Below are 24836 nucleotides of genomic sequence, written 5' to 3' on the forward strand. Positions count from 1 at the left end.
ACTCAGGTTTCGTTCGGCGACAGCCGGAGGTAAGAGGACGCCATGAGCACTCAGACTTCCTCCATCGCCCCCGTCCACGTCATCGGCGGCGGCCTCGCCGGCTCCGAAGCCGCCTGGCAGATCGCCCAGGCCGGCGTGCCCGTCGTGCTGCACGAGATGCGTCCTGTGCGGGCCACTGACGCCCACCATACGGATGGGCTGGCCGAGATGGTCTGCTCCAACTCGTTCCGCTCAGACGACTGGCAGTTCAACGCCGTGGGTCTGCTGCACGCCGAGATGCGCCGGATGGACTCGCTGATCATGTCGGCCGCCGACCAACACCAGGTGCCCGCGGGCGGCGCCCTGGCCGTCGACCGCGACGGCTTTTCGGCCGAGGTCACCCGCCGGCTGGAGGCCCATCCCCTGGTGACCATCCAGCGCGAGGAAGTGGCCGGCCTGCCGCCCGCGGACTGGGATAGTGTGGTGGTCGCGACCGGTCCCCTCACCTCGCCGGCCCTGGCCGACGCGATCCTGGCGCTGTCGGGTGAGGGCCAGCTGTCCTTCTTCGACGCCATCGCCCCGATCATCCACGTCGAGTCGATCGACATGGATGTCGCCTGGCGCCAGTCGCGCTACGACAAGGAAGGCCCCGGCGGCGACGCCGCCGCCTACATCAACCTGCCCATGAACAAGGCCGAGTACGAGGCCTTCGTCGACGCGCTGATCGAAGGCCCCAAGGCCGAGTTCAAGGAGTGGGAGCACGTCCCCTATTTCGACGGCTGCCTGCCCATCGAGGTGATGGCCGAGCGCGGCCGCGAGACCCTGCGCCACGGCCCGATGAAGCCCGTCGGCCTAACCAATCCGCGCGATCCGCTGGTTAAGTCCTACGCCATCGTCCAACTGCGCCAGGACAATGCCCTGGGCACCCTGTGGAACATGGTCGGCTTCCAGACCAAGCTGAAGCACGGCGCCCAGGCCGAGGTGTTCCGGATGATCCCGGGCCTGAAGGACGCCCAGTTCGCCCGGCTGGGTGGCCTGCACCGCAACACCTTCATCAACAGCCCGCGCCTGCTGGACCGGTCCCTGCGCATGAAGGTCGATCCGCGCCTGCGCTTCGCCGGCCAGATGACCGGCGTCGAGGGCTATGTCGAAAGCGCCGCCACCGGCCTGCTGGCCGGCCGCTTCGCCGCCGCCGAACGGCTGGGCAAGACGCTTGAGGCGCCGCCCGCCACCACCGCCCTGGGCGCCCTGGTCGACCATGTCACCGGCGGCCACATCGCGGGCGATGTCGAGGCTGGCAAGACCAGCTTCCAGCCGATGAACATCAACTATGGCCTGCTGCCGCCCATGGAGGCTCCCAAGACGGGCGAGGACGGCGTGAAAATCCCGCTGAAGGAGCGCGGCCGGGCCAAGAAGCGGCTGATGAGCCTGCGCGCCCTGGCTGACCTCGAGGCCTGGCTCAACGCCTGATCCCCGGCGGGTGAGCGCCGTCATTTCGGCAAGTCCACACCCCTGAGTCACCGCCTGCGGGTGTGTCCTGGATGTGTCAGGATCATTGCATCAAATCGATGCTTATCGGACATGACACCGGTTTCTGTTGCAAATGACACCGGTAACCGTTAGCGCTCCCAGGCACTATCTGGGGCGTGACCGGCAAAAAGAGCCGCGCCTTTCGTGAAGTTCGGGAGGGAACTATGCAGGTTAAATCCGCACATCCGCGCGTGCGCGCGCTTCTCGGCCAGGCATCCGTCGGCGCCCTGGTCATCGCTTCGGCCCTGGCCATCAGCTCGACCGCCTTCGCACAGGCCGCCGCGCCGGCCGCGCCGGCCGCCGAGCCTGAAGAAATCGAAGCCGTCGTCGTCACCGGCTATCGCGCCGCGCTGCAAAGCGCGCTGAACCTCAAGCGCTCGTCGAACGTGATGGTCGACGCCATCAACGCCGAAGACATCGCCGACTTCCCCGACGCCAACCTCGCCGAGTCCCTGCAGCGCCTGCCCGGCGTCTCGATCGACCGCGACAATGGCGAAGGCCGCACCATCACCGTTCGCGGTCTGGGCGCCGACTTCACCCGCGTGCGCCTGAACGGCCTGGAAGCCCTGTCGACCGCCGGCTCCAACGACTCCGGCACCAGCGGCAACCGCACACGCGGCTTCGACTTCAGCGTCTTCGCCTCGGAGCTGTTCAGCTCGCTGCGCGTCCAGAAGACCGCCTCGGCCGAGACCGACGAAGGCTCGCTGGGCGCCACCGTCGACCTGATCACCGGCCGCCCGCTGGACTTCAAGAACCGCCGCGTCGCCCTCTCGGTGCAGGACGCCTATTACGAAGCCGGCGAAAGCCACAATCCGCGCATCGCCGCCCTGGTCTCCGACCGCTGGGACACCAAGTGGGGCCAGTTCGGCGCCCTGTTCTCGGTGGCCTATAACGAGCGCAACAGCACCATCGACAGCTATGGCCGCCAGGCCGGCCAGTCGGACTACGCCTATCGCGGCGCGACCTTCGCCGGCACCACCCTGACCACCAATGGCGCCAGCATCGTGCAGCGCCAGGGCTTCGCCGCCCCGACCGGCACGTCGTGCAACGGCTCGGTGGTTCCGGGCGCCAACATCACCAACGCGGCGCTGTGCTCGGCCCTTACCGGTTCGAACCCGACCGCTTACGCTCTGGTCAACAACCCGATCGGCTCGACCCTGACGCGGGTCAATGGCGTCACCACCACGACCGCGCCGGGTTCGCTGGTTCGCATCCCCGCCCTGCCGACCATCAACCAGCAGGAGCTGGAGCAGGAGCGCCTGGGCATCACCGGCTCGCTGCAGTGGAAGCCGACCGACCGCACCAAGGTCACCTTCGACGGCGTCTATTCGCGCTTCTACAACAACTCGATCAACTACCAGATCAGCGCTGTTGGCCTGAACCGCAACAACACCACCGCCAACTACAACACTGCCGGCATCAATACGGCGACGGCCACCAAGCGCGGCCTGTACAACGGCTGTAACTTCAACGCTGGCAGCGCCATCGTGCAGGCGGTTGACTGCGGCCAGTCGCTGAACGGCACGAGCCCGGTCACGGGCTACACCTACAGCTTCAACCCCAACAATCTGGATCCCTACGAATACTACAACAACCCGCTGTCGGTGGGTTACGTGGCCAGCGCCGATGGCCTGGCGATGCGCGACAAGTTCATCGGCCGCCCCAGCGTCAAGCTGATGGACGCCGCCCTCAGCGAAAGCGGCGCCAACGCCGCCTATCTGAAGCTGGGCAATGTCGACATGCGCTCGGCCGCCGACCAGCAGTACTACACGACCTTCTTCCAGCAGGGCTCGCTGACCCTCGAGCACGAGTTCAGCGACCGCCTGAAGATGACCGCCCTGTGGGGCCAGTCGCGCTCGTACAACAAGGGCACCGGCCTGCTGGCCGACTACCTCAAGCTCGACAGCGGCAACGGCACGACCGGCAACGACTACTTCACCTATGACGAACGTGGCGGCGGCGCGATGCCGATGGTCAATTTCGGCTTCGACGCCACCAACCCCGGCAACTGGGACCTGGTGAAGGGCTATTCATCGCTGCGCATCTACCGCACCGTCGCCGACAACCGCTACGAAGGCGGCCGGGTCGACTTCTCTTACGACGCCGATGACAACCTGACCGTCAAGTTCGGCTTCTCGCGTCGCAAGTACAGCTTCTACACCACCCGCGAAGGCCGGGCCGGCGGCTCGAACGGCGAGACCCTGATCCCGTCGCTGAAGGAAGCCGGCAGCTCGGTGGCCGCCACCAGCCGCCTGATCAACTGGGGCAAGGGCCTGGACGTGCCGGCCGGCACCACCACCGCCTTCCTGGCCCCGGACCTGGACAAGTTCGGCTCGCTGTTCGACTTCAACTGCAACTGCATCAACAAGTGGGGCGACTGGCGCACGTCGCGTCTGTCCAACCCGGCCAACACCTTTGGCGTGGATGAGGTCGACACCGGCGCCTTCGTGCAGTTCGACTATCGCACCACCGTGTTCGACCGCGAACTGCGGGGCAATTTCGGTACGCGCTACGCGATCACCGAGGTGGAGTCCAACGGCCTGACCAACACCTCGCGCCCGATCTACGGCGAGAACAAGTACACCGACCTGCTGCCCTCGCTGAACGCCTCGTACGAAGTGGCCGACAACATGCTGCTGCGTTTCGGCGCGGCCAAGGTCATGGCGCGTCCGCTGCTGGGCAACCTGGCGCCCAGCATCACCGCCTTCAGCGCGCCCAACGCCGCCGGCGCCACCACGGGCGGCACGATCACCGTCGGCAATCCCAAGCTGGAGCCGTTCCGCGCCATCAATCTGGACCTGAGCCTGGAGTGGTACTTCTCGTCGGGTTCGCTGATCTCGGTGGCGGTGTTCGACAAGGACGTCCGCAGCTTCCCGCAGACCGTCGTCAATTCGGGCGCGTTGAGCACCATCCTCGACCAGGCCGCCATCAATGACCTGATCACCGGCGCCACCCGCACAGGCACCCCGGCCCAGATCGCCGCCATCACCGCCTATATCAATGGCCAGACCTTCGACATCCGCCAGTATCGCGATGCGCCGGGCGGCTATATCCGCGGCTTCGAGATCGGCTATCAGCAGAACCTGACCTTCCTGCCGGGCTTCCTCGACAAGCTGGGCGTCCAGGCCAACTACACCCACCTGGAATCCGAGCTGCAGTACATCATCGATCCGGGCCAGCTGGAGGTGAAGAACGCTTCGGGCGTCGTCACAACCCCGGGCCGCGCCCAGAAGGTCGCGCCGGGACCGTTCACGGGCGCCTCGCCGGACTCGTTCAACTTCACGGTCTATTACGACGCCGAGAAGTGGACCGCCCGCGTCTCGACCGCCTATCGCTCGGAGTACTACACCCAGTACCCGATCGCCTCGGGCAGCTGTAACCCCGGCTTCTGCGACTCGCCGCTGGTCAATGACTTCCTGGGCAGCAAGTCCACGACCAATGTCGACGCCTCGTTCAGCTACAAGTTCAACAAGAACATGTCGCTCAGCGTCGAAGCCCTGAACCTGACCGAGGAAACCAGCAACCGCTTCGGCTATGCCGACGACCCCGTCGTCACGCAGTACGCCGCCCCGGGCCGCCAGTTCTTCGTCGGCTTCCGGATGGTTTACTAGGCGCTCTTCCTCCCCGAAGATCGAAACTTTCGGCGGCGCTGGTTCAACCAGCGCCGCCTTTTTCTTGCGGGCTGGAAAGGCCCGAGGGCGACGGCGAGCCGAACAAGCCAAAGCCTTTCAGAACCATCTTCAGCGCTTCCCAGTGGATGCCCGCGAGCACGCCCAGCATCTGCAGCGGATGGCCCAGCACGGCGCGGCTCAGGGTCCTGTCGGTCAACGCGACGCGCTTGCCGTCGAAACTGGCCGCCAGCTTCAGGCCCTCGTCGTCGAAGACGTCGATCCCCACATGCACGGCCTCGCCCGGCGGGGCGATCTCGAAGACATAGCGGAGATCCATCGGCAGGAAGGGCGAGACATGGAAGATCTTGTCGCTGGCCTGGCGCACCCAGCCGCCGCGCTCGCCCCGCACCGGCAGCACATAGTCGTGACGCTGGCCGAAGGTGTTGCGCACCGCATGGACGATGGCCTTCAACTCGCCCGTCTCGTCACGACAGAAATAGACGCTCAGCGGGTTGAAGCCGTGACCCAGCACGCGCGGCATGCACAGCAGCGAGATTCTGGCGTCCGGCAGGTCGATGCCGTGGGCGTCCAGCCTGGCCTGCACCATCGCCTTCACCCCCTGCCCCGGGCTTTCGGCATGGTCCCGGGAGTGGAAGGACAGCAGGTTGAAGCGATCCAGCGAGAACCATTTCAGCCGCCGGTCCAGAGCTTCCAGTTCGTCGAGATCCAGCAGCAGCATGAAGACGCGATAGCGCAGGCCATGACGCCGGGGCCGCGATCTCTGGTGCGCGACCTCGCCGACATAGATCGCCGACGCCTGGGTCACGCCACCAGCTCGCGCAGGTCATCGGCGGCCGGCGCATCGACGAAGATGCGGCCGGAAGGATTGGGCGTCAGCCAGGGACGCAGGCCGCCACCCAGTTGCTCGGCCACGGCCAGGCCGGCCTGCAGGCCGTCCTCGTGGAAGCCCGAGCCGAAATAGGCGCCGCAGAACCAGACCCGGTCGCGCCCCTGCAGCGACCACAGCCTGCGCTGGGCCAGCATGGCCGGGCCGTCGAACAGCGGATGCTCATAGACCTGGTCGTGGAGGACCTCCGGCGCCCTGGGCGTGCGTTCGGGATTGAGCGACAGGAAGAATGGATCGGCGCTGGCCAGCGGCTGCAGCCTGTTCATCCAGTAGGTCACGCCGCCCTCGCCGCCGCCCGCCCGGCGGCCGACATGGTTCCAGCTGGCCCAGGCGGCCTTGCGGCGCGGCATCAGGCCCGGATCGCGATGCAGGACGGCGCGGTTTCGGCTGTAGCGGAAGGCGCCCAGCACCTCGACCTCCTCCGGCGTCGGGGCGTGCAGCATGCGCAGCGCCTGATCGGCATGGGCGCCGATCACCACCTGATCATAGCGCCGCGCCTCGCCGGTGATGTCTTCGATGGTCACGCCGTCGGGCCCGCGCAGGATCTGACGCACGGGTCGGCCGAGCAGGATCTCGCCCTGGAAATCAGCGGCCAGACGCGAGACATAGGCCTGGCTGCCGCCGACCACGGTGCGCCAGATCGGGCGCTTGTCGATGGGCAGCATCAGACCGTGATTGTCGAAGAACCGCAGCAGGGCGGCGGCGGGAAACTCGCGGATGTCCTGCATCGAGGCCGACCAGATGGCGGCGGCCTGAGGCAGCAGGTGATCCTCGGCGAAGGCCTTGCCGAAACCCTGCTGGCGCAGATAGTCGTCGAGCCGGCACAGGCCGCCCTTCTCCAGCTCCAGCACATCACGCGTGCCGGTCTTGTAGAAGCGGGTGACGTCCAGCAGCATCTTCAGGAAGCGCAGGTTCAGCACATTGCGCTTCTGGGCCAGCAGGTTGTTACTGCTGTATTCCAGCGCGCCATTGTCCAGCGAGACGCCGAACGACATGTCGCTGTCGACGGTGGGCACATCCAGATGCCGGAACAGCGCCACCAGGTTGGGATAGTTCGGCTCGTTATAGACGATGAACCCGGTGTCGACCGGCACGCCCTCGACCTCGATGGTGTTGGCATGCCCGCCCAGGCGATCATCGGCCTCATACAGGGTGACGTCATGGTGCTTGGAGAGCAGCCAGGCGGCCGAGAGACCGGCGATACCCGCGCCGATCACGGCGATGTTCAGGCGTTGGATCGAATGCGACGCGGGCAAATGGGGATCCCCTTCAACACGTCATGACGACGCGACTGGCCAAGGTACGTAACGCGCGAGACCTTGGACGCGCCCCGCGCCCGCCAAAGCGCATCCAACCGGCGGCCCCGCGCGTAGCTCACCCTGTCGAAGCCGCCCGGCTGGCGGACAGGGGTGTCAGCAGGAGTCGCCATGAGTCTGGTCAAGGCCGCCATCCACGCCTTCGAGGACGCGCCCCTGCCCGACGTGATGTCGCGCGCGGCCATCCAGTTCCTGGTCGGCGACGCCCGCCGTCGGCTGGCCGCAACGCCCGACGGCGCGTCCGCCGACTTCGCGCGCGACATGGCCGCTCACCCGATCGCCGAGCACACCGACGCCGCCAACGCCCAGCACTATGAACTGCCCGCCGAATTCTTCGAGGTCGTGCTGGGTCCCAACCTGAAATATTCCAGCGGCCTCTATCCGCCCGGGGCGTCCACCCTGGCCGAGGGCGAGCTTGCCGCCCTGCGCGAGACCGAGGCCCATGCCGACCTGCAGGACGGCCAGGCCGTTCTGGAGCTGGGGTGCGGCTGGGGCTCGCTGTCGCTGTGGATGGCCGCGCGCTTTCCCAATTCCGAGATCACCTCGGTCTCGAACTCGGCCTCGCAGCGCCAGTATATCGAGGCCCGCGCCGCCGAACTGGGTCTGAACAACCTGACCATCGTCACCGCCGACATGAACGACTTCCAGACCGACCGGCGCTTCGACCGCGTGGTCTCGGTGGAGATGTTCGAACACATGTCCAACTGGCGCGCCCTGCTGACGCGGGTCAACGGCTGGCTCAAGCCCGACGGCCTGCTGTTCGTGCACATCTTCACGCACCGCAACGCGCCCTACCGGTTCGACGTCAACGACCCGGCCGACTGGATCGCCCAGTATTTCTTCACCGGCGGCGTGATGCCCAGCCACGATCTGCTGGCCCAGTTTCCCGACCTGTTCGCGGTCGAGCAGGACTGGCGCTGGAGCGGCGCCCACTACGCCCGCACCGCCGAGCAGTGGCTGGAGAATTTTGACGCCAATCGCGCCAGGATCGATCCTGTGCTGAAACGCGTTTACGGACCCGACGCCGCCGTCTGGCGCCGTCGCTGGCGTCTGTTCTTCCTGGCCACGGCCGGCCTGTTCGGCCATCGTGGCGGCGAGGAATGGGGCGTCAGCCACTATCGCCTTCGCCCCGTCCTCCAGACCACGAGCCCCGCATGATCCGCTATGTCTTCGGTTACCTGGCCACCGGCGGCGCCATGCTGGTGCTGGACATCATCTGGCTGACCCTGATGGCGCCGCGCCTCTATCGCCCCCGCATCGGCGAACTGATGGCCGACAAGCCGGCCATGGTCCCGGCGGCGGCCTTCTACCTGATCTATCTGACCGCGATCATGCTGCTGGCCATCCTGCCGGCCGTGCGCGAGGACAGCTGGAAGCGCCTGCTGTTCAACGCCGTCGTGTTCGGCTTCTGCGCCTACGCCACCTACGACCTGACCAATCAGGCGACGCTGAAGGTCTGGTCGACCACCATCACCTTGGTCGACATGGCCTGGGGCACGTTCCTGACCACGGTCGCGGCCAGCGCGGGCTTCGCGGTGATGCGGGCGATGAAGTAGGCCGGATCGAAAAATCTCCAACGAGTCCCGGCCGGACGCTCGCCAAGAGAACCGGCCATTGCCTCACTCAAGCCGGCATGCCACCGTTGCGTGACAGTGTGTCGCGGGAATTGACTGAACATGGATGCGGATACCAGTCGCGCCTTGCTTTCGCGCGCGATCGCTCGAGTGGCCAACCGCGATTCCGACGCCCTGAAATACGTGTATCGTCACACGTCCGCGAAACTGTTTGGCGTCTGCCTCCGTATCTTGAACGACCGCGAGGAGGCGGAAGACGTGCTTCAGGATGTGTATCTCTCGGTCTGGAACAAGGCTGATCGCTTTGATCCCGAAAAGGCCAGCCCGATCACCTGGCTGGTGTCGATGGCCCGCAACCGCTCGATCGACAAGCTGCGCTCGCGCGGGGGCCGGGTGATGGCGGGCGTGGAGGAAGCCGAAGCGATTCCCGACGCCGCGCCCCTGGCCTCGACCGTGGTCGAGACCGACGAGGACCGACTGCGCCTCAACGGCTGCCTGGACCAGCTGGATCCCAAACACGCCGGCGCGGTGCGCACGGCCTTCTTCGAGGGCGTCACCTATGACGCCCTGGCCCAGATGCTGAACGTGCCGCTGGGCACCATGAAAAGCTGGATCCGGCGCAGCCTGATCAGCCTTCGCGCGTGTCTCGAAGCATGACCGACGCTCAGATCCCCGCCGCCGAGGAAGAGCGGCCGCTGGCCGGTGAATATGTGCTGGGCGTGCTCGACGCCGACGAGCGGGCCGAGGCCCGACGCCGGATCGCCGCCGAACCGGCCTTCGCCCGCGCGGTGCAGTGGTGGGAGAACCACCTGACGCCCCTGGCCGCCGACATCGAGGCCGTCGAACCCTCGGCCGGCCTGTGGCCGCGCATCGCCAGCCTGGTGGGCGAGCGCGCCAAGCCGCCGCTGTGGAACAATGTCAGCGTCTGGCGCGGTGTGTCGGTCGGGGCCCTAGCCCTGGCGGCCGCCAGCGTCGCGACCCTGGTGCTGACCCCGCGCACCGTCCCGACGCCGGCGATCGCGCCCGCCGCGCCGGCCGCCGCCGAGGTGGCGCTGATCAACGACCCGGCCTCGAACAAGCCGGCCCTGGTCGCAACCCTCGACCATGCCACCGACAAGCTGATCCTGACGCCCGTGGCGATGGAGATGCCCGAGGGTCGCGAGCCCGAACTGTGGATTATCCCCGAAGGGCAGAAGGCCATCTCGCTGGGCATGATCCCGAAGAACGCCCCGATCCAGATCGCCCTGCCCGCCGGCCTGCGCGGCGGCGGAACCTATACCGCCACCCTGGCCATCACCGACGAACCCCCCGGCGGCGCGCCGACCGGCGTGGCCACCGGCTCGGTGCGCGCGGTCGGCAAGTTCGTGAAGGCTTAGACGGCGCGCAGCTCGCGGGCCAGGCGCAGCGAGTCGCCCCGGGTCGACAGCCAGATCAGGCCTTCGGTCGCCAGGGCGATGACGCGCCGCAAACCATGGGTGAAGGGACCAACCGCGCCCATCGCCTGCTCGGCAAAGTTCATGTGTCCCAGCTCCTGGCGCTGAATTTCGCTGATCACGGCCGACATCTGCGGGTCACGATCACCGAGCCAGGCCAACTGCTCGTCGAGATGGCGATGCACCGTCCGCTCGACGGCCTCGGTGCACACCAGGATCGCCTTGCGACCCAGCAGGCCGGTTGCTCCGCCCAGCAGCAGGCCGCCGACTGACCAGATCCACATCAGGCGGCACGGCTTGGCCGCCCGTTGCGGCATCAGGGCGCGAAAGCGAACCAGATGCTCCTGCTCGTGCGCCAGCGTGCCGCGCAGGAACGGCAGCAGGTCCGGCGCCCGAAACTTGGCCATGGCGATCTGGGCGCGATAGATCCTGATGGCGCCGTGCTCGCCGCCGTGGTTCACTCTCAGAATTCTCGCGGGGATCGAACGGTTCACCTGCAACTCGCTCCAAGGCTGCGCCCAGACCTAGCAGCCGGAGCGCCGATCACAAACCTGCCCAGCTTGACTCTCGCCCCCGCTAAGTAAGTGGTTTATGACTTATTCGCAGGCGCCCGCCATCGCGGCTGGTGCTTGTCGAGGCAACGGCGCGCGGATCGGTCCGCGCACGGGCTTGGGCGGCGGGATGAGAGATCACCGGCTGCTACCAACGGAGCCACGGCCGGCATAGGCGCGATCGGAGCCAGGACGGGGTGACGGGGAAGTTCGACATCGGCGGCAGGGCCAAGGCCCGCTGCGACCTGCTGGGCGTGTCGCCCTATAGCGAGGTCGAGGGCCAGCTGACGCGGCGCTTCCTGACTCCCGCACACGACGCGGCGCTGCAGACCCTGACCCAGTGGATGACGTCCGCCGGCATGAGCGTCCGCCGCGACGCCGCCGGCAGCCTGATCGGACGCTACGAGGGCGAGACGCCCGGCGCCCCGGCCCTGCTGATCGGCTCGCACATCGACAGCGTCCGCAACGGCGGACGCTATGATGGGCCGCTCGGGATCATGCTCGGGATCGACATCGTCGAGGCCCTGCGCGACGCCGGCCGCCGCCTGCCCTTCGCCATCGAGGTCATCGCCTTCGGTGACGAGGAAGGCTCGCGCTTCTCGGCCTCGATGAGCTGCAGCCGCGCCATCGCCGGCACGCTGGATCCGGCCGCCGTGCTGGGCATGACCGACGCCGAGGGCGTGACCCTGGCGCAGGCCTTCACGGCCTTCGGACTCGACCCGACCAGGATCACCGACGCGGCGCGCAAGCCGTCCGACGTCATCGCCTTTCTGGAAGCCCACATCGAACAGGGCCCGGTGCTCGAAGCCGAAGGCCTCGCCCTCGGCGTCGTCACCGCCATCGCCGCCCAGAAGCGGCTGATGGTGCGGATCACCGGCATGGCCGGCCACGCCGGCACCACGCCCATGCATCTGCGCAAGGACCCCGGCCCCGCCGCCGCCGAGTGCATCCTGGCCCTGGAAAAGATCTGCCGGGCCGGTACCGACAATCTGGTCGGCACGGTCGGCCGCATGACCGCCCTGCCCGGCGCCTTCAACGTCATCCCCGGCGCCATCGAATATTCGATGGATATCCGCGCCGAGACCTCAGCGACGCGCGACGCGGCGGTCGAGGCTGTCACGGCCGAGATCCACGCCATCGCCGCCCGGCGCGGCCTGACGGCCACCGTCAACCTGATGCAAGCGCTGGACGAGAGCCCCTGTGATCCCGGCCTCACCGCCTTGCTGGAAGAGGCTGTCGGCGACCTAGGCCTGCCGACCCGCCGCCTGCCCTCGGGCGCGGGCCACGACGCCATGGTGATGGCCGCGCTGTGCCCCACCGCGATGCTGTTCATCCGCTGCGAGGGCGGGATCAGCCACAACCCGGCCGAGTCCGTGACAGAGGCCGATTGCGCCCTGGCGGGCCAGGCCATGCTCCATTTCATCGACAAGCTAGAACGACGCGAACGCGCATGACCCAGACCCCAATCCAGCCCCCTGGCCAGACCTTCGGCGAACTCGACCACCCGCCCCGCCTGCTGATGGGCCCCGGCCCGATCAACGTGCATCCCCGCGTGCTGCGCGCCATGTCGGTGCAGCTGCTGGGCCAGTTCGACCCGGAATTCACCGGCTACATGAACGAGACCATGGCGCTCTACCGCCAGGTCTTCCAGACCCAGAACCGCTGGACCTTCCTGATCGACGGCACCTCGCGGGCCGGGATCGAAGCGGCCCTCGTCTCGGTGCTGGCGCCGGGCGACGACGTGGTGGTGGTCAATGCCGGCCGGTTTGGCCTGCTGCTGTCCGAGATCGCCGAGCGCTGCGACGCCAAGGTCACCCTGGTCGAGGGCGAGTGGGGCAAGGTCATCGACCCGCAGGCGGTCGAGGACGCCGTCAAGCGCGTCAAGCCGCGCCTGGTGGCCTGCGTGCACGGCGACACCTCGACCACCATGGCCCAGCCGATCGAGGCCATCGGCGAGATCTGCCGCCGCCATGACACCCTGCTCTATGTCGACGCCACCGCCACCCTCTCGGGCATGCCCTGCCCGGTCGATCAGTGGCAGGCCGACATCGTCACCGCCGGCCTGCAGAAGTGCCTGGGCGGTCCCTCGGGCTCGGCCCCGATCACGATCAGCGACCGCGCCGCCGAGCACATCGCCGGCCGCAAGCATGTCGAGCGCGGCATCGCCACGGCGGGCGCCGTCGCGGGCGCCGGCCGCCGCATCGCCTCCAACTATTTCGACCTGGCGATGATCATGGACTACTGGTCCGACAAGCGCCTGAACCACCACACCGAGGCGGCGTCGATGCTCTATGCGGCCCGCGAATGCGCCCGCGTGGCGCTGGAGGAAGGCCTGGAAGCCCGCTTCGCCCGCCACACGGCCGCCGGCGCCGCCGTGGTCGCCGGGGTCGAGGCGATGGGCCTGCGGGTCTATGGCGACAAGGCCCACAAGATGACCAACGTCACCGGCATATGGATCCCGGCCGGCGTCGACGGCGACCGCGTGCGGGCCCGCATGCGCACCGAGTTCGAGATCGAGATCGGCACGGCCTTCGGGCCGCTGACCGGCAAGATCTGGCGGATCGGGGCGATGGGGGTCAATGCGCGCAAGCACGCGGTGCTGACCACGCTGGCGGCGCTGGAGGCGGTGCTGCGGTGGGAAGGCTTCACAGCCACGCCGGGCGCTGGGGTCGATGCGGCGGCGAAGGTTTTCGAATGAGCGCCGACGCCGCAGTTGAAGCCCTTGTGGCCGTCATCATCGAACTACTCACGAGCGTTGGAGAGGAGGTCATCACAAGCCGGCTGAGCAAAGATCTCGAGCGACTTGTATCTGGTGACCGCTCCGCTTTGCGATCGCTGATGGCCGAAGTGACCGGAGGCGCCGGATCATTGAATGACTTGATCATCTCAACCTTTGGTGGCGCCTCCAGGGTTTCTGCCGACAGCCCGGAGGTGAATTCACGCTTGAGAGAGCTGATCGAAGACCTGCGCTCAAAGCTTGGGACGTCATGACCTACCCCCGCGACCTCATCGGCTACGGCGCCACCCCGCCCCACGCCCAGTGGCCCAACGGCGCCCGGATCGCCGTGCAGTTCGTCCTCAACTACGAGGAAGGCGCCGAGCGCTCGATCCTGCATGGCGACCCCGTCTCCGAGTTCTTCCTGTCGGAAATGGTCGGCGCCCAGCCCATCGAGGGCATGCGCAACATGTCGATGGAGAGCCTCTACGAATACGGCTCGCGGGCCGGGTTCTGGCGCATCCGCCGGCTGTTCGACGAGCTGGGCCTGCCCCTGACCGTGTTCGGCGTCGCCCAGGCGATGGAGCGCCATCCCGACGCCGTCGAGGCGATGATGGACTCCGGCTGGGAGATCGCCAGCCACGGCTATCGCTGGATCGACTACCAGCACTTCACGCCCGAGCAGGAACTGGAGCACATCCAGAAGGCCATCGAGATCCAGGCGCGCCTGACGGGCGAGCGGCCGCTGGGCTGGTACCAGGGCCGCACCAGCCCCAACACCGCGCGGCTGATCGCCCAGGAAGGCGGCTTTCTCTACGACGCCGACAGCTATGCCGACGACCTGCCCTATTACGACGCCCAGCATGGCCGCCCGCAGCTGATCGTGCCCTACACGCTGGAAGCCAACGACATGCGCTTCACGGCGGCGCAGGGCTTCAACACCGGCGAGCACTTCTTCACCTACCTGCGCGACGCCTTCGACGCCCTCTACGCCGAGGGCGAGACCGCGCCGAAGATGATGAGCGTCGGCCTGCACTGCCGCGTGGTGGGCAAGCCCGGCCGCATCCTGGGTCTCAAGCGATTCCTTGAGCACGTGATGGCTCACGACAAGGTCTGGGTGGCCCGCCGCATCGACATCGCCCGGCACTGGATCGAGACGCATCCGTATGGGGGAGCGTGACATGAGCGCCTCCCATATTTCCCCGTCATCCCGGGGCTTGTCCCCGGGACCCATGGTTCAGCTGATCTATGATTGCAAAATGATCCCCGCCCTTGCGGCGGACGGATGGGTCCCGGGGACAAGCCCCGGGATGACGGTGATTATTGTCGGTTCCGCAGGAGCTATGACATGAGCTCGGCCCCTCCCCTCTCCCTGAAACTGCTCAACAGCATGAACCAGACCGGCTTCACCACCGCCCTGGGCTTCGCCTTCGAGCTGTCGCCCTGGGTAGTGCAGCGCGCCTGGGACGAGCGGCCGTTCGACACTGTCGAGGGCCTGCACGGCGCGATGATGCGGGTGCTCGACGCCTCGACCACCGCCGACAAGTTGGCCCTGATCCGCGCCCACCCCGAGCTGGCCGGCAAGGCCGCCATCGCCAAGGCCCTGACCGCTGAGAGCAACGCCGAGCAGGCCAGCGCCGGGCTCGACAGGCTGACGCCGGAAGAGTTCGAGCGCTTCCACCAGCTCAACGCCGCCTATGCCGAGCGCTTCGGTTTCCCGTTCATCATCGCCGTGCGCCTGAACGACAAGACCTCGATCCTGGCGGCCATGCAGGCCCGGCTTTCCAACGATGAGACCCGGGAGATCGCCGAGGCGATCAGCCAAATCGGCCACATCTCCCGGCTCCGCCTGACCGACGCGGTGAGCGCCTGATGGACTATGATTTCGCCACCTGGGGCAGCCTGGTCCTGCGCTGGCTGCATGTGATCACCGGCATCGCCTGGATCGGCGCGTCGTTCTATTTCGTGTGGCTGGACAACAATCTGCGCGATCCCGTCCCGCCCAAGGACGGCGTCAAGGGCGAGCTGTGGGCCGTGCACGGCGGCGGGTTCTATCACTCGCAGAAGTACATGACGGCCCCGCCGCATATGCCCGAGCACCTGCACTGGTTCAAATGGGAGGCCTACACCACCTGGCTGTCGGGCTTCGCCCTGCTGATCGTGCTCTATTACGTGGGCGCGCCGATCTATCTGATCGACACCGCCAAGCACGCCTTCACCCAGGGCGGCGCCATCGCCACGGGCCTGGCCTTCATCTTCGGCGGCCTGCTGGTCTATGAGGCCCTGTGCCGCTCGCCGCTGGGCGCCCGCCCACGCCTGTTCGGGATCGTGTGGTTTCTGAGCCTGACAGCGGCGACCTACGTCCTGACCCAGATCTTTACCGACCGGGGCGCCTTCATCCACGTGGGCGCAATCATCGGCACCTGCATGGTCGGCAACGTGTTCCTGATCATCATCCCCAACCAGCGCAGGATCGTCGCCGACATGCTGGCCGGCCGCCCGGTCGATCCGCGCCTGGGGGCGATGGGCAAGCAGCGCTCGGTGCACAACACCCACATGACCCTGCCGGTCATCTTCATCATGATCAGCAACCACTATCCAGTCGTGACGGGCCATCCGCTGGCCTGGCTGCTGCTGGCCCTGATCAGCGCCGGCGGGGTGTCGATCCGCTACTTCTTCATCCTCAAGCATTCGGGCCAGATCCGGCACGAGTTCCTGTTCTACGGGGCCATGCTGATCTTCGCCGTCAGCGTGATCGCCAGCGGCAAGCCCAAGGCCGACGCCGAAGCGATGTCGCCTGTGCCGTTCGCGACCGCCGAGGCCATTGTCCAGAAGCACTGCACGACCTGTCACGCCGCCGCGCCAACCCACAAGGGCTTCCCCGCCCCGCCCCTGGGCGCGACCTTCGACACGCCCGAACACATCCAGAAATATGCGTCGAAAATTCACGAACGTGCGGTAGCCGCCAGCAGCATGCCGCTGGGCAACGAGACCGGCATGACCGACGACGAACGCGCCCAGCTGGGCGCCTGGATCAAGCAGGGGGCCAAGATCCCGTGACCGACGCCACCGTTCTGGAAGCCCCGGTCCCCGACGCGGACGGCGGCCCGCCGCCGCGCAAGCGCGACGCCGAACGCACCCGCAAGGCGATCATGGCCGCGGCCCTGAAGGAGTTCTCTCAGGCTGGCTTCGCCGGAGCCCGCATCGAGCGGATCGTCAAGGCGGCCAAGTGCAATATCCGCATGCTCTACCACTATTTCGGCGACAAGAAGGGCCTGTACCTGGCCGTTCTGGAGGCCGCCTATGTGGACCTTCGCGCGCGCGAGGCCGAGCTGAAGATCGACTTCGACAAGCCGCTGGACGGCTTTCTGGAGCTGCAGCGCTTCACCTTCGACTACTTCGAAAAGCACCCGAAGTTCGAGGGCCTGCTGCGCAACGAGAACCTGATGCACGGCAAGTTCGCCGCCCAGTCGCGGGTCGTGACCGAGACCGCCTTCCCGCTGCGCCGAACCATCGAGCGCCTGATCGACAGCGGCCAGACGCAGGGCCTGTTCGGCCCCGATCTCGATCCGGTGCAGATCTATGTCACCATCGCGGCGATGAGCCGGTTCCACCTGGCCAACGGCTATTCGCTGTCAGCCACCCTGGACACCGACATGACCACCGCCGAGTGGCGCAAGGCGCGGCTGACCCACGCCCTGGCCCTGCTCGAAGGCTATCTGACGGCGGGGTCTAGGCGGGCTTCTGGACCAGCGGCGGGCCGCTGAACTCCGTTTCGATCTCCACCGCCACCTCGTCGCCGACGCCCATGGTCGTGCCGGGCGCGGGCACGCCATAGGCGATCCCGAAGTCCGAACGCTTGAAGGTCCCGGTGGCCGAGAAGCCGGCCCGGGCCTGCGGGTCCATCGGATGGCCGGCATAGCCGCCGTTGAAGACCACATCCAGCACCACCGGCTTGGTGACGCCATGCAGGGTGAAGTCACCGGTGACCTTGGCCGTGTTGGCGCCGGTCACATCCACCTTGGTCGACTTGAAGGTGATGGCCGGATATTGCGCCGCGTTCAGCCATTGCGGCCCGACCAGCTCGTCCCTGAACCCGGCCGGCGGGGCCGGCAGCGTCAGGGAGCGCGGATCGATCGTCGCCTCCAGCGTGGTCAGCTCAGGCTTGGCCGGATCGAAGTTCAGCTTGGCGTCGAACTCGGCGAAGGCGGCGGTGTAGTTGGAAAAGCCCAGATGGCTGACCTTGAACACCACCGTCGAGTGGCTCTTGTCGAGCGTGTAGGCGCCGGCCGGCACATTGACCGGCGCGGGCTTGGCGGCGGCCGGGGCCGGCGCCGCGGCCTTCTCGGCGGCAGGCTTGGGCGAACAGGCGGCGAGGCCCATAAAGACCGTGGCGACGAGGATCTTCTTCATGGCGTTTCCCTTAGCGGCGCGTTGCGAGGATCGCGCTTTTTTCATCGATCGATAAGCCAAGAACGTTCGAAACCGCCGCCGGCGGACATCGCCCCGAAAATTAAGTTGCGCCGGACCGTCCGGGACGGTCCGGCGCAAGGCCTCACTACAGGAAGCTGTCGTAGCTGACGGTGTCGAGATTGACGCCCGCCAGCAGGATGACGTTCTCGAGCCCCGCCCCACCCGCGTCGGGGTGGCCGCTGAACACATAGACGTCCGCGCCGACCTGGAAGGCGATGTATTCGTGGAAGGTGCTGGGATAGGTCAGCATGGAATTCACCGTCGCCAGGGCGGAGGCGAAGCTGCCCGCGCTGCCCTCGACATAGCTGAAGCCAGCCGGAGCGTCAGAGAACCTTAGCTCGTCATAGGCCGTAAAGTCGGTGATGACGTCGACGCCCGCGCCGGTCGCGTCACTGGCGGTGGAATCGCCAACCGCGAAGACGAAGGTGTCCTTGTCGGCGTCGCCGGTGAGCACATCCCGACCGCGTCCGCCAACCAGCGTGTCCATCTCCTGACCGCCCGAGAGCGAATTGCCCTGGGGGTCACCGACCAGACGATCCGCGCCGGGTCCCCCAGTCACGTTCTCGACGCCGATCAGCGTCAGCCATTGGCCCGCGCCGATGTCTTGAGGACCCGTATTCGACAGATCCACGGTCGCGCCGCCGATGGGCATGTAGCCGCCGTTCAGGCTCAGGGTGTCCGCGCCCTCGCCGCCATCGACCAGCATGACATCGACCATTCCAGGCGCCCGGAGGACATAGAACAGATCATCGCCCGCGCCGCCGTCCAGGGTCGCCGCTCCGAACTGGGTGAAGAAGATATCCGCGCCCGCGCCGCCCGACATGTAGTCGCCCGAGCCGACCTTGCTGGCCTGCAGCGTGTCGTTACCGTCGCCGCCGTTCAGCACGTCCCCGCCGCCGACCGCGACCAGGAAGTCATTGCCGGCGCCGCCGGCCAGATAGTTCTCGGCGGCGTTGCCGGCCAACATGTCCTTGCCGTCCGAGCCGATGACGCCTTCGATGGAGATCAGCGTGTCGAGGCCGTAGTTGCTGGTGCCCTGAATGGTGACGGACAGATCGATCCAGCCGTCGCGGTCTCCCACCAGCGCGATGGTGTCGAAACCTTCGCCGCCATCGATGACGTCGTTGCCGGCCCCGCCGACCAGGAAGTCGTCACCCATGCCGCCGCTCAGGCTGTCGTCGCCGAGATCGCCGATCAGCGTGTTGTTGTTGGCGTCCCCCGTCAGCACGTCAGCAAACGCCGACCCGTAGACATGTTCGACGCCGACCAGCGTATCGACGCCGCCGCCGCCCGTGTTCTGCGCCCCGATCAGGGTGAGATTGACCGTCACGCCGGCCGTCGCGTCGTCATAGGCCGACCAGTCCATGCCCGCGCCGCCGTCGATCAGGTCGGCGCCCGCGCCGCCCTGCATGTAGTCGTCGTTCTGGCCGCCCAGCAGCGTATCGGCGCCCGCGCCGCCGAACAGGTTGTCCTCGCCCTTGCCGCCCGACAGGCTGTCATTGCCGTCGCCGCCGGCCAGATAGTTGACGCCGGCGTCGCCGATCAGGGTGTCGTTGAAAGCCGAGCCATAGATGTTCTCGATGGAGATCAGCTTGTCGCTGCCGCCGCCCAGAGTGTTCTGCGAAGCCGTCAGGGTCAGGTCGACCTTCACGCCCGAGGCCGCGTCCTCATAGGCGGCCCAGTCGGCGCCCGCGCCGCCGTCGATGGTGTCGGCGCCCGCACCGCCGAGGATGTAGTCCTCGCCGTCGCCGCCCAGCAGCGTGTCATTGCCCGCCATGCCGGCCAGGACGTCATCGCCCGCGCCGCCGGTCAGCTTGTCGGCGCCGCCAAAGCCGTAGAGCGTATCCGCATCGGCGCCGCCCGTCAGGGTGTCGGCCTTTTCGCTACCGTTCAACAACATCTGCCCATCCCCACTCGCCCAAAACGGGCACGCGGGAAGGTTTAGTCAGAGCTGGACACCATCAGAATCGGTTTCACTTGGAAAGGGAATATTAAGGGTAAATATCGGTCAACTCAATTAACATACCAAAGTATTCCACAGAACTGTTTCAGAATAGAACACCTTTCTCCAGCATTCCGTGCACGCCCTTTTCGCCATTGACCGTCTGGGTCACCCGGAAGTCCACGGCCAGCGAGCAGAACTGATAGGCCTGCACCCGCGTCAGGGCGCTGCGGGCGGTGATGAAGTCGATCATGCCGCGCAGGGCCTGCTTCATGGCCAGGTCGAGATCCTCGTTGAAGCCCATGACGATGTAGTGGGTCGGCGTCTCGGCGCGGGGCCAGGTCGCTGCGCCCAGATCGGCGGCCTTGTGCAGGATGAAGGTGAAGGTCCCGGTCAGGCCCATCTCCAGCGCATTGACGCAGACCTCGCCGTCGCCCTGCCGTCCATGGCCGTCGCCGACCGAGAAATTAGCGCCCGGAACCCACACCGGCAGGAACAGGGTCGCGCCCGCGCCCAGCTCCTTGTTGTCCATGTTGCCGCCATGCTCGCGCGGTTCGCGGCTGGAGAGCCGGCCGTATTTCGCCGGCGGCGCGACGCCCATGGTGCCGAAGAAGGGCCTCAGCGGCAGGGTCGGCCCCCAGTCGGGCTTGCAGGTCCCCGCCGCGCGGTCGACGGCGATGTGGCTGACATAGCGCTCGGGAAAGTCCTCCGGCAGGGTCCCGGCCAGGGGGCGAACGGCGCAATAGCCCCAGTCGTTGTTGGGCTCGACCGCCTCGATCCGCACCTCCAGCGTGTCGCCGGGCTCGGCCCCGGCGATGGCCACCGGGCCGGTCAGGATATGGGGGCCGATCCGCTCGGGCTTGCTGTCGTGGATCACCTGCAGGGCCGGCGGGATCGTCAGGCCGCTGTCCGGGCCCGGCATCACCTCGACCCCGCCCGAGACGCAGTCGAAGGTGACGCTGTCGCCCGACGCGATGGTCAGCACCGGATCGAAGGCCGCGTCGAACATGCCAAAGCGGATGGTCTCGGGGGTCGAGGCGAGGTGGTGGCGCATCAAGTAAGCCTTCTCTTACAAGCGGCCATCTCGACGCCGATCCGGCGCAAGACCCAAGGCCCACGCGACCTCGGCCGGGTCGATTGCCTCAGGGCGCCCTTGCAGCGGGCGTTTGGCGCGCAGACTGTCTCCCAGGCGTGCGCCCCCGCGCGCCGGGCCGCCCAGGCGCGGCCGCACTAGCGCGGCCCCACGACGCCGGTATATGAAGAATTTTCTTACTTATGGAGACCGCCCCACGATGGCGATCGATGCGGCGCTCAAGGCCTTTCTCGACCTCACGGACGGCGACGTCGCCGAGTATGCCGATGCGCGGGCGGCCGAGATCGGCCTGACCCTGCCGGAGCCGACCTTGGCCGCCGTGCGCGAGAACCTGGCCCTGCTGCGCACCCAGACCGCCCTGTTCGTCGCCGCCCTGGACGGCCGCGCCGAAGAGCCGGCCCAGAACTTCCAGCCATGACCTTTCCCAGCGTCGTCGAGATCGCCGGCGAGGTCCGGGCCGGTCGCGTGACCGCCCGCGCCGTCACCCAGGCCACCCTGTCACGCATCGGCCGCCGCAATGGCGCGATCAACGCCTTCACCGCCGTGCTGACCGAGCGCGCCCTCGCCCGGGCTGACCGGGTCGACGCCGCGCTGGCCGCCGGTCAACCGGTAGGCCCGCTGGCCGGCGTGCCCTTCGCGGTCAAGAACCTGTTCGACATCGAGGGCCTGCCCACCCTGGCCGGCTCGAAAATCCGGCGCGACGCGACGCCGCCCACCCGCGACGCGACCCTGGTCCAGCGCCTGGAGGCCGCCGGCGCCATCCTGGTCGGCGCGCTGAACATGGACGAGTTCGCCTATGGCTTCGTCACCGAGAACGCCCACGACGGCCCGACCCACAATCCCCACGACCTGACCCGCATCGCCGGCGGCTCGTCGGGCGGTTCGGCGGCGGCGGTGGCGGCGGGCCTGGCGCCCCTGACCCTGGGCTCGGACACCAATGGCTCGATCCGCATTCCGGCCAGCCTGTGCGGGGTGTTTGGGCTGAAGCCCACCTATGGTCGGCTGTCGCGCCAGGGCGTGTTTCCCTTCGTCGAGAGCCTGGACCACGCCGGCGCCTTCGCCCGCTCGATCGAAGACCTGGCCATGGCCTATGACGTGATGCAGGGGCCGGATGTCGAGGGCGACGCGATCTGCGTTCGCGCCGCCGAGCCGGTGTCCGACAGGATCGCCGCCCTGGCCGACGGCCCCTTGCGCGTGGGCGTGCTGGGCGGCTGGTTCGCGCAGGGCGCGTTTCCCGAGGTGCTGGCGGCGCTGGACATCGTGGCCCAGGCTCTCGGCGCCCGCGACCGCGTGATCCTGCCCGGCGCCCAGGCCGCCCGCGCCGCCGCCTTCTGCCTGACGCCGGTGGAGGCGGCCCATCTGCACCTGGCCGACCTGAAGACCTCGGCCATGGACTACGATCCCGCCGTCCGCGACCGCCTGCTGGCCGGAGCCCTGCTCCCGGAAGGCGTGGCCCAGGCCGCCCAGCGCTACCGCACGCTCTTCCGCGACGAGGTGGCCCGCGCCTTCGAACGCTTCGATATCCTGCTGGCCCCGTCGTCGGTCTGCCCCGCCCCCGGCATCGGCCAGGCGACGATGGAGATGGGCGGCCAGCAGGTTTCCGTCCGCAAGAACCTGGGCGCCTTCACCCAGCCGATCAGCTATATCGGACTGCCCGTGCTGGCCGCGCCGGTGAACCGCCCGGGCCAACTGCCCATCGGCGTCCAGGTCATCGCCCCACCCTGGCGCGAGGATCTGGCCCTGGCCGCCGGCCTGAAGCTGCAACGGCTGGGCGTCGTGGCCGCCCACCCGCCGGGAGGTCCGTTGTGATCCTCAACAACCCCGTGGTGCTGGCCCAGGTCGCCGAGGCCGTCGACGCCTATGAGACGGCCCTGATGGCCAATGATGTCGAGGCCCTGGACGGCGCGTTCTGGGACTCGCCGCATACGGTGCGGCTGGGCGTGGCCGAGAACCTTTATGGCTTTGAGCAGATCGCCGCCTTCCGCGTCGGTCGGGCCGGCGGCTCGCCGCCCCGCACCCGCCTGCGCACCGAGATCACCACCTTCGGCGACGACTTCGCCATCGCCCATGTCGAGTTCCGGCGCGAAGGGTCCGACAGGACCGGCCGCCAGAGCCAGACCTGGATTCGCACGGCGGACGGCTGGAAGGTCGCCTCCGCCCACGTGTCGATCCTGCAGGCCGGCGCCGACCAGCGCCTCGCCTCACCAGCAGAAATCCGTTAGAGCCCGCCCATGACGCACAAGATCATTTTCGACACCGACCCCGGCATCGACGACGCCATGGCCCTGCTGTTCATCGCGGCCAGCCCGGCCCTGGACCTGCTGGCCATCACCACGATCTTCGGCAATTCCGACATCGAGACCACCACCCGCAACGCGCTCTATCTGAAGCAGCGCTTCGGTCTGGCCGCGCCGGTGTTCAAGGGAACCGACAAGCCCCTCACCCGGCCGCGCAACCCCTCGCCCACCTTCGTGCATGGCGAGAACGGCCTGGGCGACGTCGAACTGACCGGGCTGGTTCCGGCCCAGCCCGAGGCCAAACCCGCCCATCAGGCGATCATCGATCTCGCCCGCCAGCATCCGGGCGAGGTGACCCTGGTCGCGGTCGGTCCGCTGACCAATCTGGCCCTGGCCCTGCAGGCCGACCCGGAGGTCGCGACCCTGCTCAAGGCCGTGGTGATCATGGGCGGCGCGTTCGGCCTCGCCGGCAAACCGGGCAATGTGACCCCGGTGGCCGAGGCCAATATCTGGAACGATCCGGAAGCCGCCGACCAGGTCTTCACCGCCCCCTGGGCCCTGACCGCCGTCAGCCTGGACGTCACCACCCAGGTGGTGATGTCGCCGGCCTATATGGACGCGCTCGAGGCCTCGGCCGGCGCGGCCGGCCAGTTCCTCAACGAAATCTCCAAGCCCTACGCCGCCTTCTACGGAAGCCGCGACGGCATCAGCGGTTGCTGCGTCCATGACGCGGCGGCGGTGGCGTTCGTGATCGATCCGTCGCTGTTCACGGTGCGTCGCGGCTCGGTGCGCGTGCTGACCGAGGGCATCGCCCTGGGCCAGACCTGCCTGAAGGCCGAGGGCGAACTCTTCGGTCCCTCGGCCTGGGACGACCAGCCCATCCAGGCGGTGACCGTGGCGGTGGATGAGGCGGGGTTGTTGAAGCTGTATGCGGAGACGATGAGGGCTTAGCACTGGCCCCTGCAGGCTGCTGCGGGGATAAACTGCGCGCTATCCCCGGATAGGCGCGGGGATTTGAAACCTTCTCCCAGAGGGAGAAGGAGGGGCCCGCGCCGCAGGCGTGGGAGGATGAGGGGTTTGCGAAGCCCTTCCGGACAGGGCACGACCCCAAGTGCGACAACGGCCACCGGTGTAACCCCTCACCTCCCACGCCTGCGGCGCGGGTCCCTCCTCTCCCTCTGGGAGAGGGTCGAAGGAACGGGGACCAGCACGGGCGTTCAGCAAACTTATCCGACGCGCCGAAACCTGCCGCATAATGCTCTCACCTCGTCGCGAGGAGAGGGCGCAAGGCCAGCGACCGATGCGGCGGCGGGGGGTGATCGAGCGGGACAGGGGTCGAGGGGGATACTCGACCGGTCCGGGGATCCCGGCGTTGCGGGACCCGCCCGCCGTTGGCGTGGATGAGGGCAGACGGGTGTGTACATTAGTCATTAGATTGGCTCGCCCGCCTCGACCGCCGGTTCCTCGCGGAAAC

Annotated in this window: 23 protein-coding genes; 17 read left to right on the forward strand and 6 right to left on the reverse strand. The window is 67.6% G+C overall.

Annotation, left to right across the window (positions count from 1 at the left end; genetic code table 11):
- Positions 1 to 42: 42 nt before the first annotated feature.
- Entirely contained in the window at positions 43 to 1449 is a 1407-nt protein-coding gene (gene trmFO / locus ACW17V_RS14325) for a methylenetetrahydrofolate--tRNA-(uracil(54)-C(5))-methyltransferase (FADH(2)-oxidizing) TrmFO (RefSeq protein ID WP_492105757.1), read from the forward strand.
- A gap of 224 nt (positions 1450 to 1673) precedes the next feature.
- On the forward strand, positions 1674 to 5120 hold the full coding sequence (locus tag ACW17V_RS14330) for a TonB-dependent receptor (RefSeq protein ID WP_492105758.1): 3447 nt from the start codon (positions 1674 to 1676) through the stop codon (positions 5118 to 5120).
- 43 nt (positions 5121 to 5163) lie between these two features.
- On the opposite strand, the gene ACW17V_RS14335 is transcribed toward ACW17V_RS14330, so the two are convergent.
- Together ACW17V_RS14335 and ACW17V_RS14340 are read right to left on the reverse strand one after the other, a co-directional pair.
- A complete protein-coding gene (locus ACW17V_RS14335; protein ID WP_492105759.1) occupies positions 5164 to 5946 on the reverse strand; it encodes a DUF1365 domain-containing protein in 783 nt (260 codons plus the stop codon).
- A complete protein-coding gene (locus ACW17V_RS14340) occupies positions 5943 to 7265 on the reverse strand; it encodes an NAD(P)/FAD-dependent oxidoreductase (protein WP_492108803.1) in 1323 nt (440 codons plus the stop codon). Before ACW17V_RS14340 ends, ACW17V_RS14335 begins: the two co-directional genes overlap by 4 nt.
- 189 nt (positions 7266 to 7454) lie before the next feature.
- Between ACW17V_RS14340 and ACW17V_RS14345 the strand changes: the two genes are divergently transcribed.
- The 4 genes from ACW17V_RS14345 to ACW17V_RS14360 all read left to right on the forward strand — a co-directional run bounded on the left by ACW17V_RS14345 (position 7455) and on the right by ACW17V_RS14360 (position 10293).
- A complete protein-coding gene (locus ACW17V_RS14345; protein WP_492105760.1) occupies positions 7455 to 8501 on the forward strand; it encodes an SAM-dependent methyltransferase in 1047 nt (348 codons plus the stop codon).
- Positions 8498 to 8899, forward strand: a complete 402-nt coding sequence (locus ACW17V_RS14350; RefSeq protein ID WP_492105761.1) for a DUF2177 family protein — start codon at positions 8498 to 8500, stop codon at positions 8897 to 8899. The genes ACW17V_RS14345 and ACW17V_RS14350 overlap by 4 nt, the downstream gene beginning before the upstream one ends.
- Before the next feature lie 120 nt (positions 8900 to 9019).
- On the forward strand, positions 9020 to 9574 hold the full coding sequence (locus ACW17V_RS14355; protein WP_492105762.1) for a sigma-70 family RNA polymerase sigma factor: 555 nt from the start codon (positions 9020 to 9022) through the stop codon (positions 9572 to 9574).
- Positions 9571 to 10293: an anti-sigma factor gene (locus tag ACW17V_RS14360; RefSeq protein WP_492105763.1), complete on the forward strand. Its 723-nt coding sequence runs from the start codon at positions 9571 to 9573 to the stop codon at positions 10291 to 10293. The genes ACW17V_RS14355 and ACW17V_RS14360 overlap by 4 nt, the downstream gene beginning before the upstream one ends.
- On the opposite strand, the gene ACW17V_RS14365 is transcribed toward ACW17V_RS14360, so the two are convergent.
- Positions 10290 to 10844 (reverse strand): demethoxyubiquinone hydroxylase family protein, encoded by a 555-nt coding sequence (locus ACW17V_RS14365; RefSeq protein ID WP_492105764.1) that lies wholly within the window; start codon positions 10842 to 10844, stop codon positions 10290 to 10292. The two genes, ACW17V_RS14360 and ACW17V_RS14365, sit on opposite strands and share 4 nt — an antisense overlap.
- Positions 10845 to 11098: 254 nt before the next feature.
- Between ACW17V_RS14365 and ACW17V_RS14370 the strand changes: the two genes are divergently transcribed.
- The 7 genes from ACW17V_RS14370 to ACW17V_RS14400 all read left to right on the forward strand — a co-directional run bounded on the left by ACW17V_RS14370 (position 11099) and on the right by ACW17V_RS14400 (position 17384).
- Entirely contained in the window at positions 11099 to 12355 is a 1257-nt protein-coding gene (locus ACW17V_RS14370) for an allantoate amidohydrolase (protein WP_492105765.1), read from the forward strand.
- Positions 12352 to 13599 carry a pyridoxal-phosphate-dependent aminotransferase family protein gene (locus ACW17V_RS14375; RefSeq protein ID WP_492105766.1) on the forward strand — a complete coding sequence of 416 codons (1248 nt, stop codon included), beginning with the start codon at positions 12352 to 12354 and terminating at the stop codon, positions 13597 to 13599. Before ACW17V_RS14370 ends, ACW17V_RS14375 begins: the two co-directional genes overlap by 4 nt.
- A complete protein-coding gene (locus tag ACW17V_RS14380) occupies positions 13596 to 13892 on the forward strand; it encodes a hypothetical protein (RefSeq protein ID WP_492105767.1) in 297 nt (98 codons plus the stop codon). Before ACW17V_RS14375 ends, ACW17V_RS14380 begins: the two co-directional genes overlap by 4 nt.
- Positions 13889 to 14797 (forward strand): allantoinase PuuE, encoded by a 909-nt coding sequence (gene puuE, locus ACW17V_RS14385; protein ID WP_492105768.1) that lies wholly within the window; start codon positions 13889 to 13891, stop codon positions 14795 to 14797. Before ACW17V_RS14380 ends, puuE begins: the two co-directional genes overlap by 4 nt.
- A gap of 168 nt (positions 14798 to 14965) precedes the next feature.
- A complete protein-coding gene (gene uraD, locus ACW17V_RS14390) occupies positions 14966 to 15490 on the forward strand; it encodes a 2-oxo-4-hydroxy-4-carboxy-5-ureidoimidazoline decarboxylase (RefSeq protein ID WP_492105769.1) in 525 nt (174 codons plus the stop codon).
- Positions 15490 to 16677: a urate hydroxylase PuuD gene (locus ACW17V_RS14395; RefSeq protein WP_492105770.1), complete on the forward strand. Its 1188-nt coding sequence runs from the start codon at positions 15490 to 15492 to the stop codon at positions 16675 to 16677. The genes uraD and ACW17V_RS14395 overlap by 1 nt, the downstream gene beginning before the upstream one ends.
- The gene (locus tag ACW17V_RS14400) at positions 16674 to 17384 is read left to right on the forward strand and encodes a TetR/AcrR family transcriptional regulator (protein ID WP_419317867.1); all 711 of its coding nucleotides are present in this window, start codon (positions 16674 to 16676) and stop codon (positions 17382 to 17384) included. The genes ACW17V_RS14395 and ACW17V_RS14400 overlap by 4 nt, the downstream gene beginning before the upstream one ends.
- Here the strand turns inward: ACW17V_RS14400 and ACW17V_RS14405 are convergent.
- From ACW17V_RS14405 to ACW17V_RS14415, 3 genes are all read right to left on the reverse strand, one after another.
- Positions 17350 to 18030 (reverse strand): YceI family protein, encoded by a 681-nt coding sequence (locus tag ACW17V_RS14405; protein WP_492105771.1) that lies wholly within the window; start codon positions 18028 to 18030, stop codon positions 17350 to 17352. The genes ACW17V_RS14400 and ACW17V_RS14405 overlap by 35 nt on opposite strands.
- Before the next feature lie 145 nt (positions 18031 to 18175).
- On the reverse strand, positions 18176 to 19990 hold the full coding sequence (locus ACW17V_RS14410) for a calcium-binding protein (RefSeq protein ID WP_492105772.1): 1815 nt from the start codon (positions 19988 to 19990) through the stop codon (positions 18176 to 18178).
- A 148-nt stretch (positions 19991 to 20138) separates the two neighbouring features.
- Positions 20139 to 21089: an acetamidase/formamidase family protein gene (locus ACW17V_RS14415; RefSeq protein ID WP_492105773.1), complete on the reverse strand. Its 951-nt coding sequence runs from the start codon at positions 21087 to 21089 to the stop codon at positions 20139 to 20141.
- 235 nt (positions 21090 to 21324) lie between these two features.
- Here ACW17V_RS14415 and ACW17V_RS14420 point away from each other — a divergent pair, with 235 nt between their 5' ends.
- The 4 genes from ACW17V_RS14420 to ACW17V_RS14435 are packed head-to-tail and all read left to right on the forward strand — an operon-like array spanning position 21325 to position 24313.
- Positions 21325 to 21543, forward strand: coding sequence for a hypothetical protein (locus tag ACW17V_RS14420; protein ID WP_492105774.1), 219 nt, complete (start codon positions 21325 to 21327; stop codon positions 21541 to 21543).
- Positions 21540 to 22934, forward strand: a complete 1395-nt coding sequence (locus ACW17V_RS14425; RefSeq protein WP_492105775.1) for an AtzE family amidohydrolase — start codon at positions 21540 to 21542, stop codon at positions 22932 to 22934. The genes ACW17V_RS14420 and ACW17V_RS14425 overlap by 4 nt, the downstream gene beginning before the upstream one ends.
- Positions 22931 to 23347, forward strand: a complete 417-nt coding sequence (gene hpxZ, locus ACW17V_RS14430) for an oxalurate catabolism protein HpxZ (RefSeq protein ID WP_492105776.1) — start codon at positions 22931 to 22933, stop codon at positions 23345 to 23347. Before ACW17V_RS14425 ends, hpxZ begins: the two co-directional genes overlap by 4 nt.
- A 9-nt stretch (positions 23348 to 23356) precedes the next feature.
- Positions 23357 to 24313, forward strand: coding sequence for a nucleoside hydrolase (locus tag ACW17V_RS14435; RefSeq protein WP_492105777.1), 957 nt, complete (start codon positions 23357 to 23359; stop codon positions 24311 to 24313).
- The last annotated feature ends 523 nt before the right edge of the window (positions 24314 to 24836 follow it).

It is taken from the genome of Caulobacter sp. FV2ye17ST (assembly GCF_058680955.1).

Excerpts from the sequence above, each read along its gene's own strand:
- trmFO (WP_492105757.1), top strand. The coding sequence starts at position 43 with ATGAGCACTCAGACTTCCTCCATCGCCCCCGTCCACGTCATCGGCGGC.
- ACW17V_RS14330 (WP_492105758.1), top strand. The coding sequence starts at position 1,674 with ATGCAGGTTAAATCCGCACATCCGCGCGTGCGCGCGCTTCTCGGCCAG.
- ACW17V_RS14345 (WP_492105760.1), top strand. The coding sequence starts at position 7,455 with ATGAGTCTGGTCAAGGCCGCCATCCACGCCTTCGAGGACGCGCCCCTG.
- ACW17V_RS14350 (WP_492105761.1), top strand. The coding sequence starts at position 8,498 with ATGATCCGCTATGTCTTCGGTTACCTGGCCACCGGCGGCGCCATGCTG.
- ACW17V_RS14355 (WP_492105762.1), top strand. The coding sequence starts at position 9,020 with ATGGATGCGGATACCAGTCGCGCCTTGCTTTCGCGCGCGATCGCTCGA.
- ACW17V_RS14360 (WP_492105763.1), top strand. The coding sequence starts at position 9,571 with ATGACCGACGCTCAGATCCCCGCCGCCGAGGAAGAGCGGCCGCTGGCC.
- ACW17V_RS14375 (WP_492105766.1), top strand. The coding sequence starts at position 12,352 with ATGACCCAGACCCCAATCCAGCCCCCTGGCCAGACCTTCGGCGAACTC.
- ACW17V_RS14380 (WP_492105767.1), top strand. The coding sequence starts at position 13,596 with ATGAGCGCCGACGCCGCAGTTGAAGCCCTTGTGGCCGTCATCATCGAA.
- puuE (WP_492105768.1), top strand. The coding sequence starts at position 13,889 with ATGACCTACCCCCGCGACCTCATCGGCTACGGCGCCACCCCGCCCCAC.
- uraD (WP_492105769.1), top strand. The coding sequence starts at position 14,966 with ATGAGCTCGGCCCCTCCCCTCTCCCTGAAACTGCTCAACAGCATGAAC.
- ACW17V_RS14395 (WP_492105770.1), top strand. The coding sequence starts at position 15,490 with ATGGACTATGATTTCGCCACCTGGGGCAGCCTGGTCCTGCGCTGGCTG.
- ACW17V_RS14405 (WP_492105771.1), bottom strand. The coding sequence starts at position 18,030 with ATGAAGAAGATCCTCGTCGCCACGGTCTTTATGGGCCTCGCCGCCTGT.
- ACW17V_RS14410 (WP_492105772.1), bottom strand. The coding sequence starts at position 19,990 with ATGTTGTTGAACGGTAGCGAAAAGGCCGACACCCTGACGGGCGGCGCC.
- ACW17V_RS14420 (WP_492105774.1), top strand. The coding sequence starts at position 21,325 with ATGGCGATCGATGCGGCGCTCAAGGCCTTTCTCGACCTCACGGACGGC.
- ACW17V_RS14425 (WP_492105775.1), top strand. The coding sequence starts at position 21,540 with ATGACCTTTCCCAGCGTCGTCGAGATCGCCGGCGAGGTCCGGGCCGGT.
- ACW17V_RS14435 (WP_492105777.1), top strand. The coding sequence starts at position 23,357 with ATGACGCACAAGATCATTTTCGACACCGACCCCGGCATCGACGACGCC.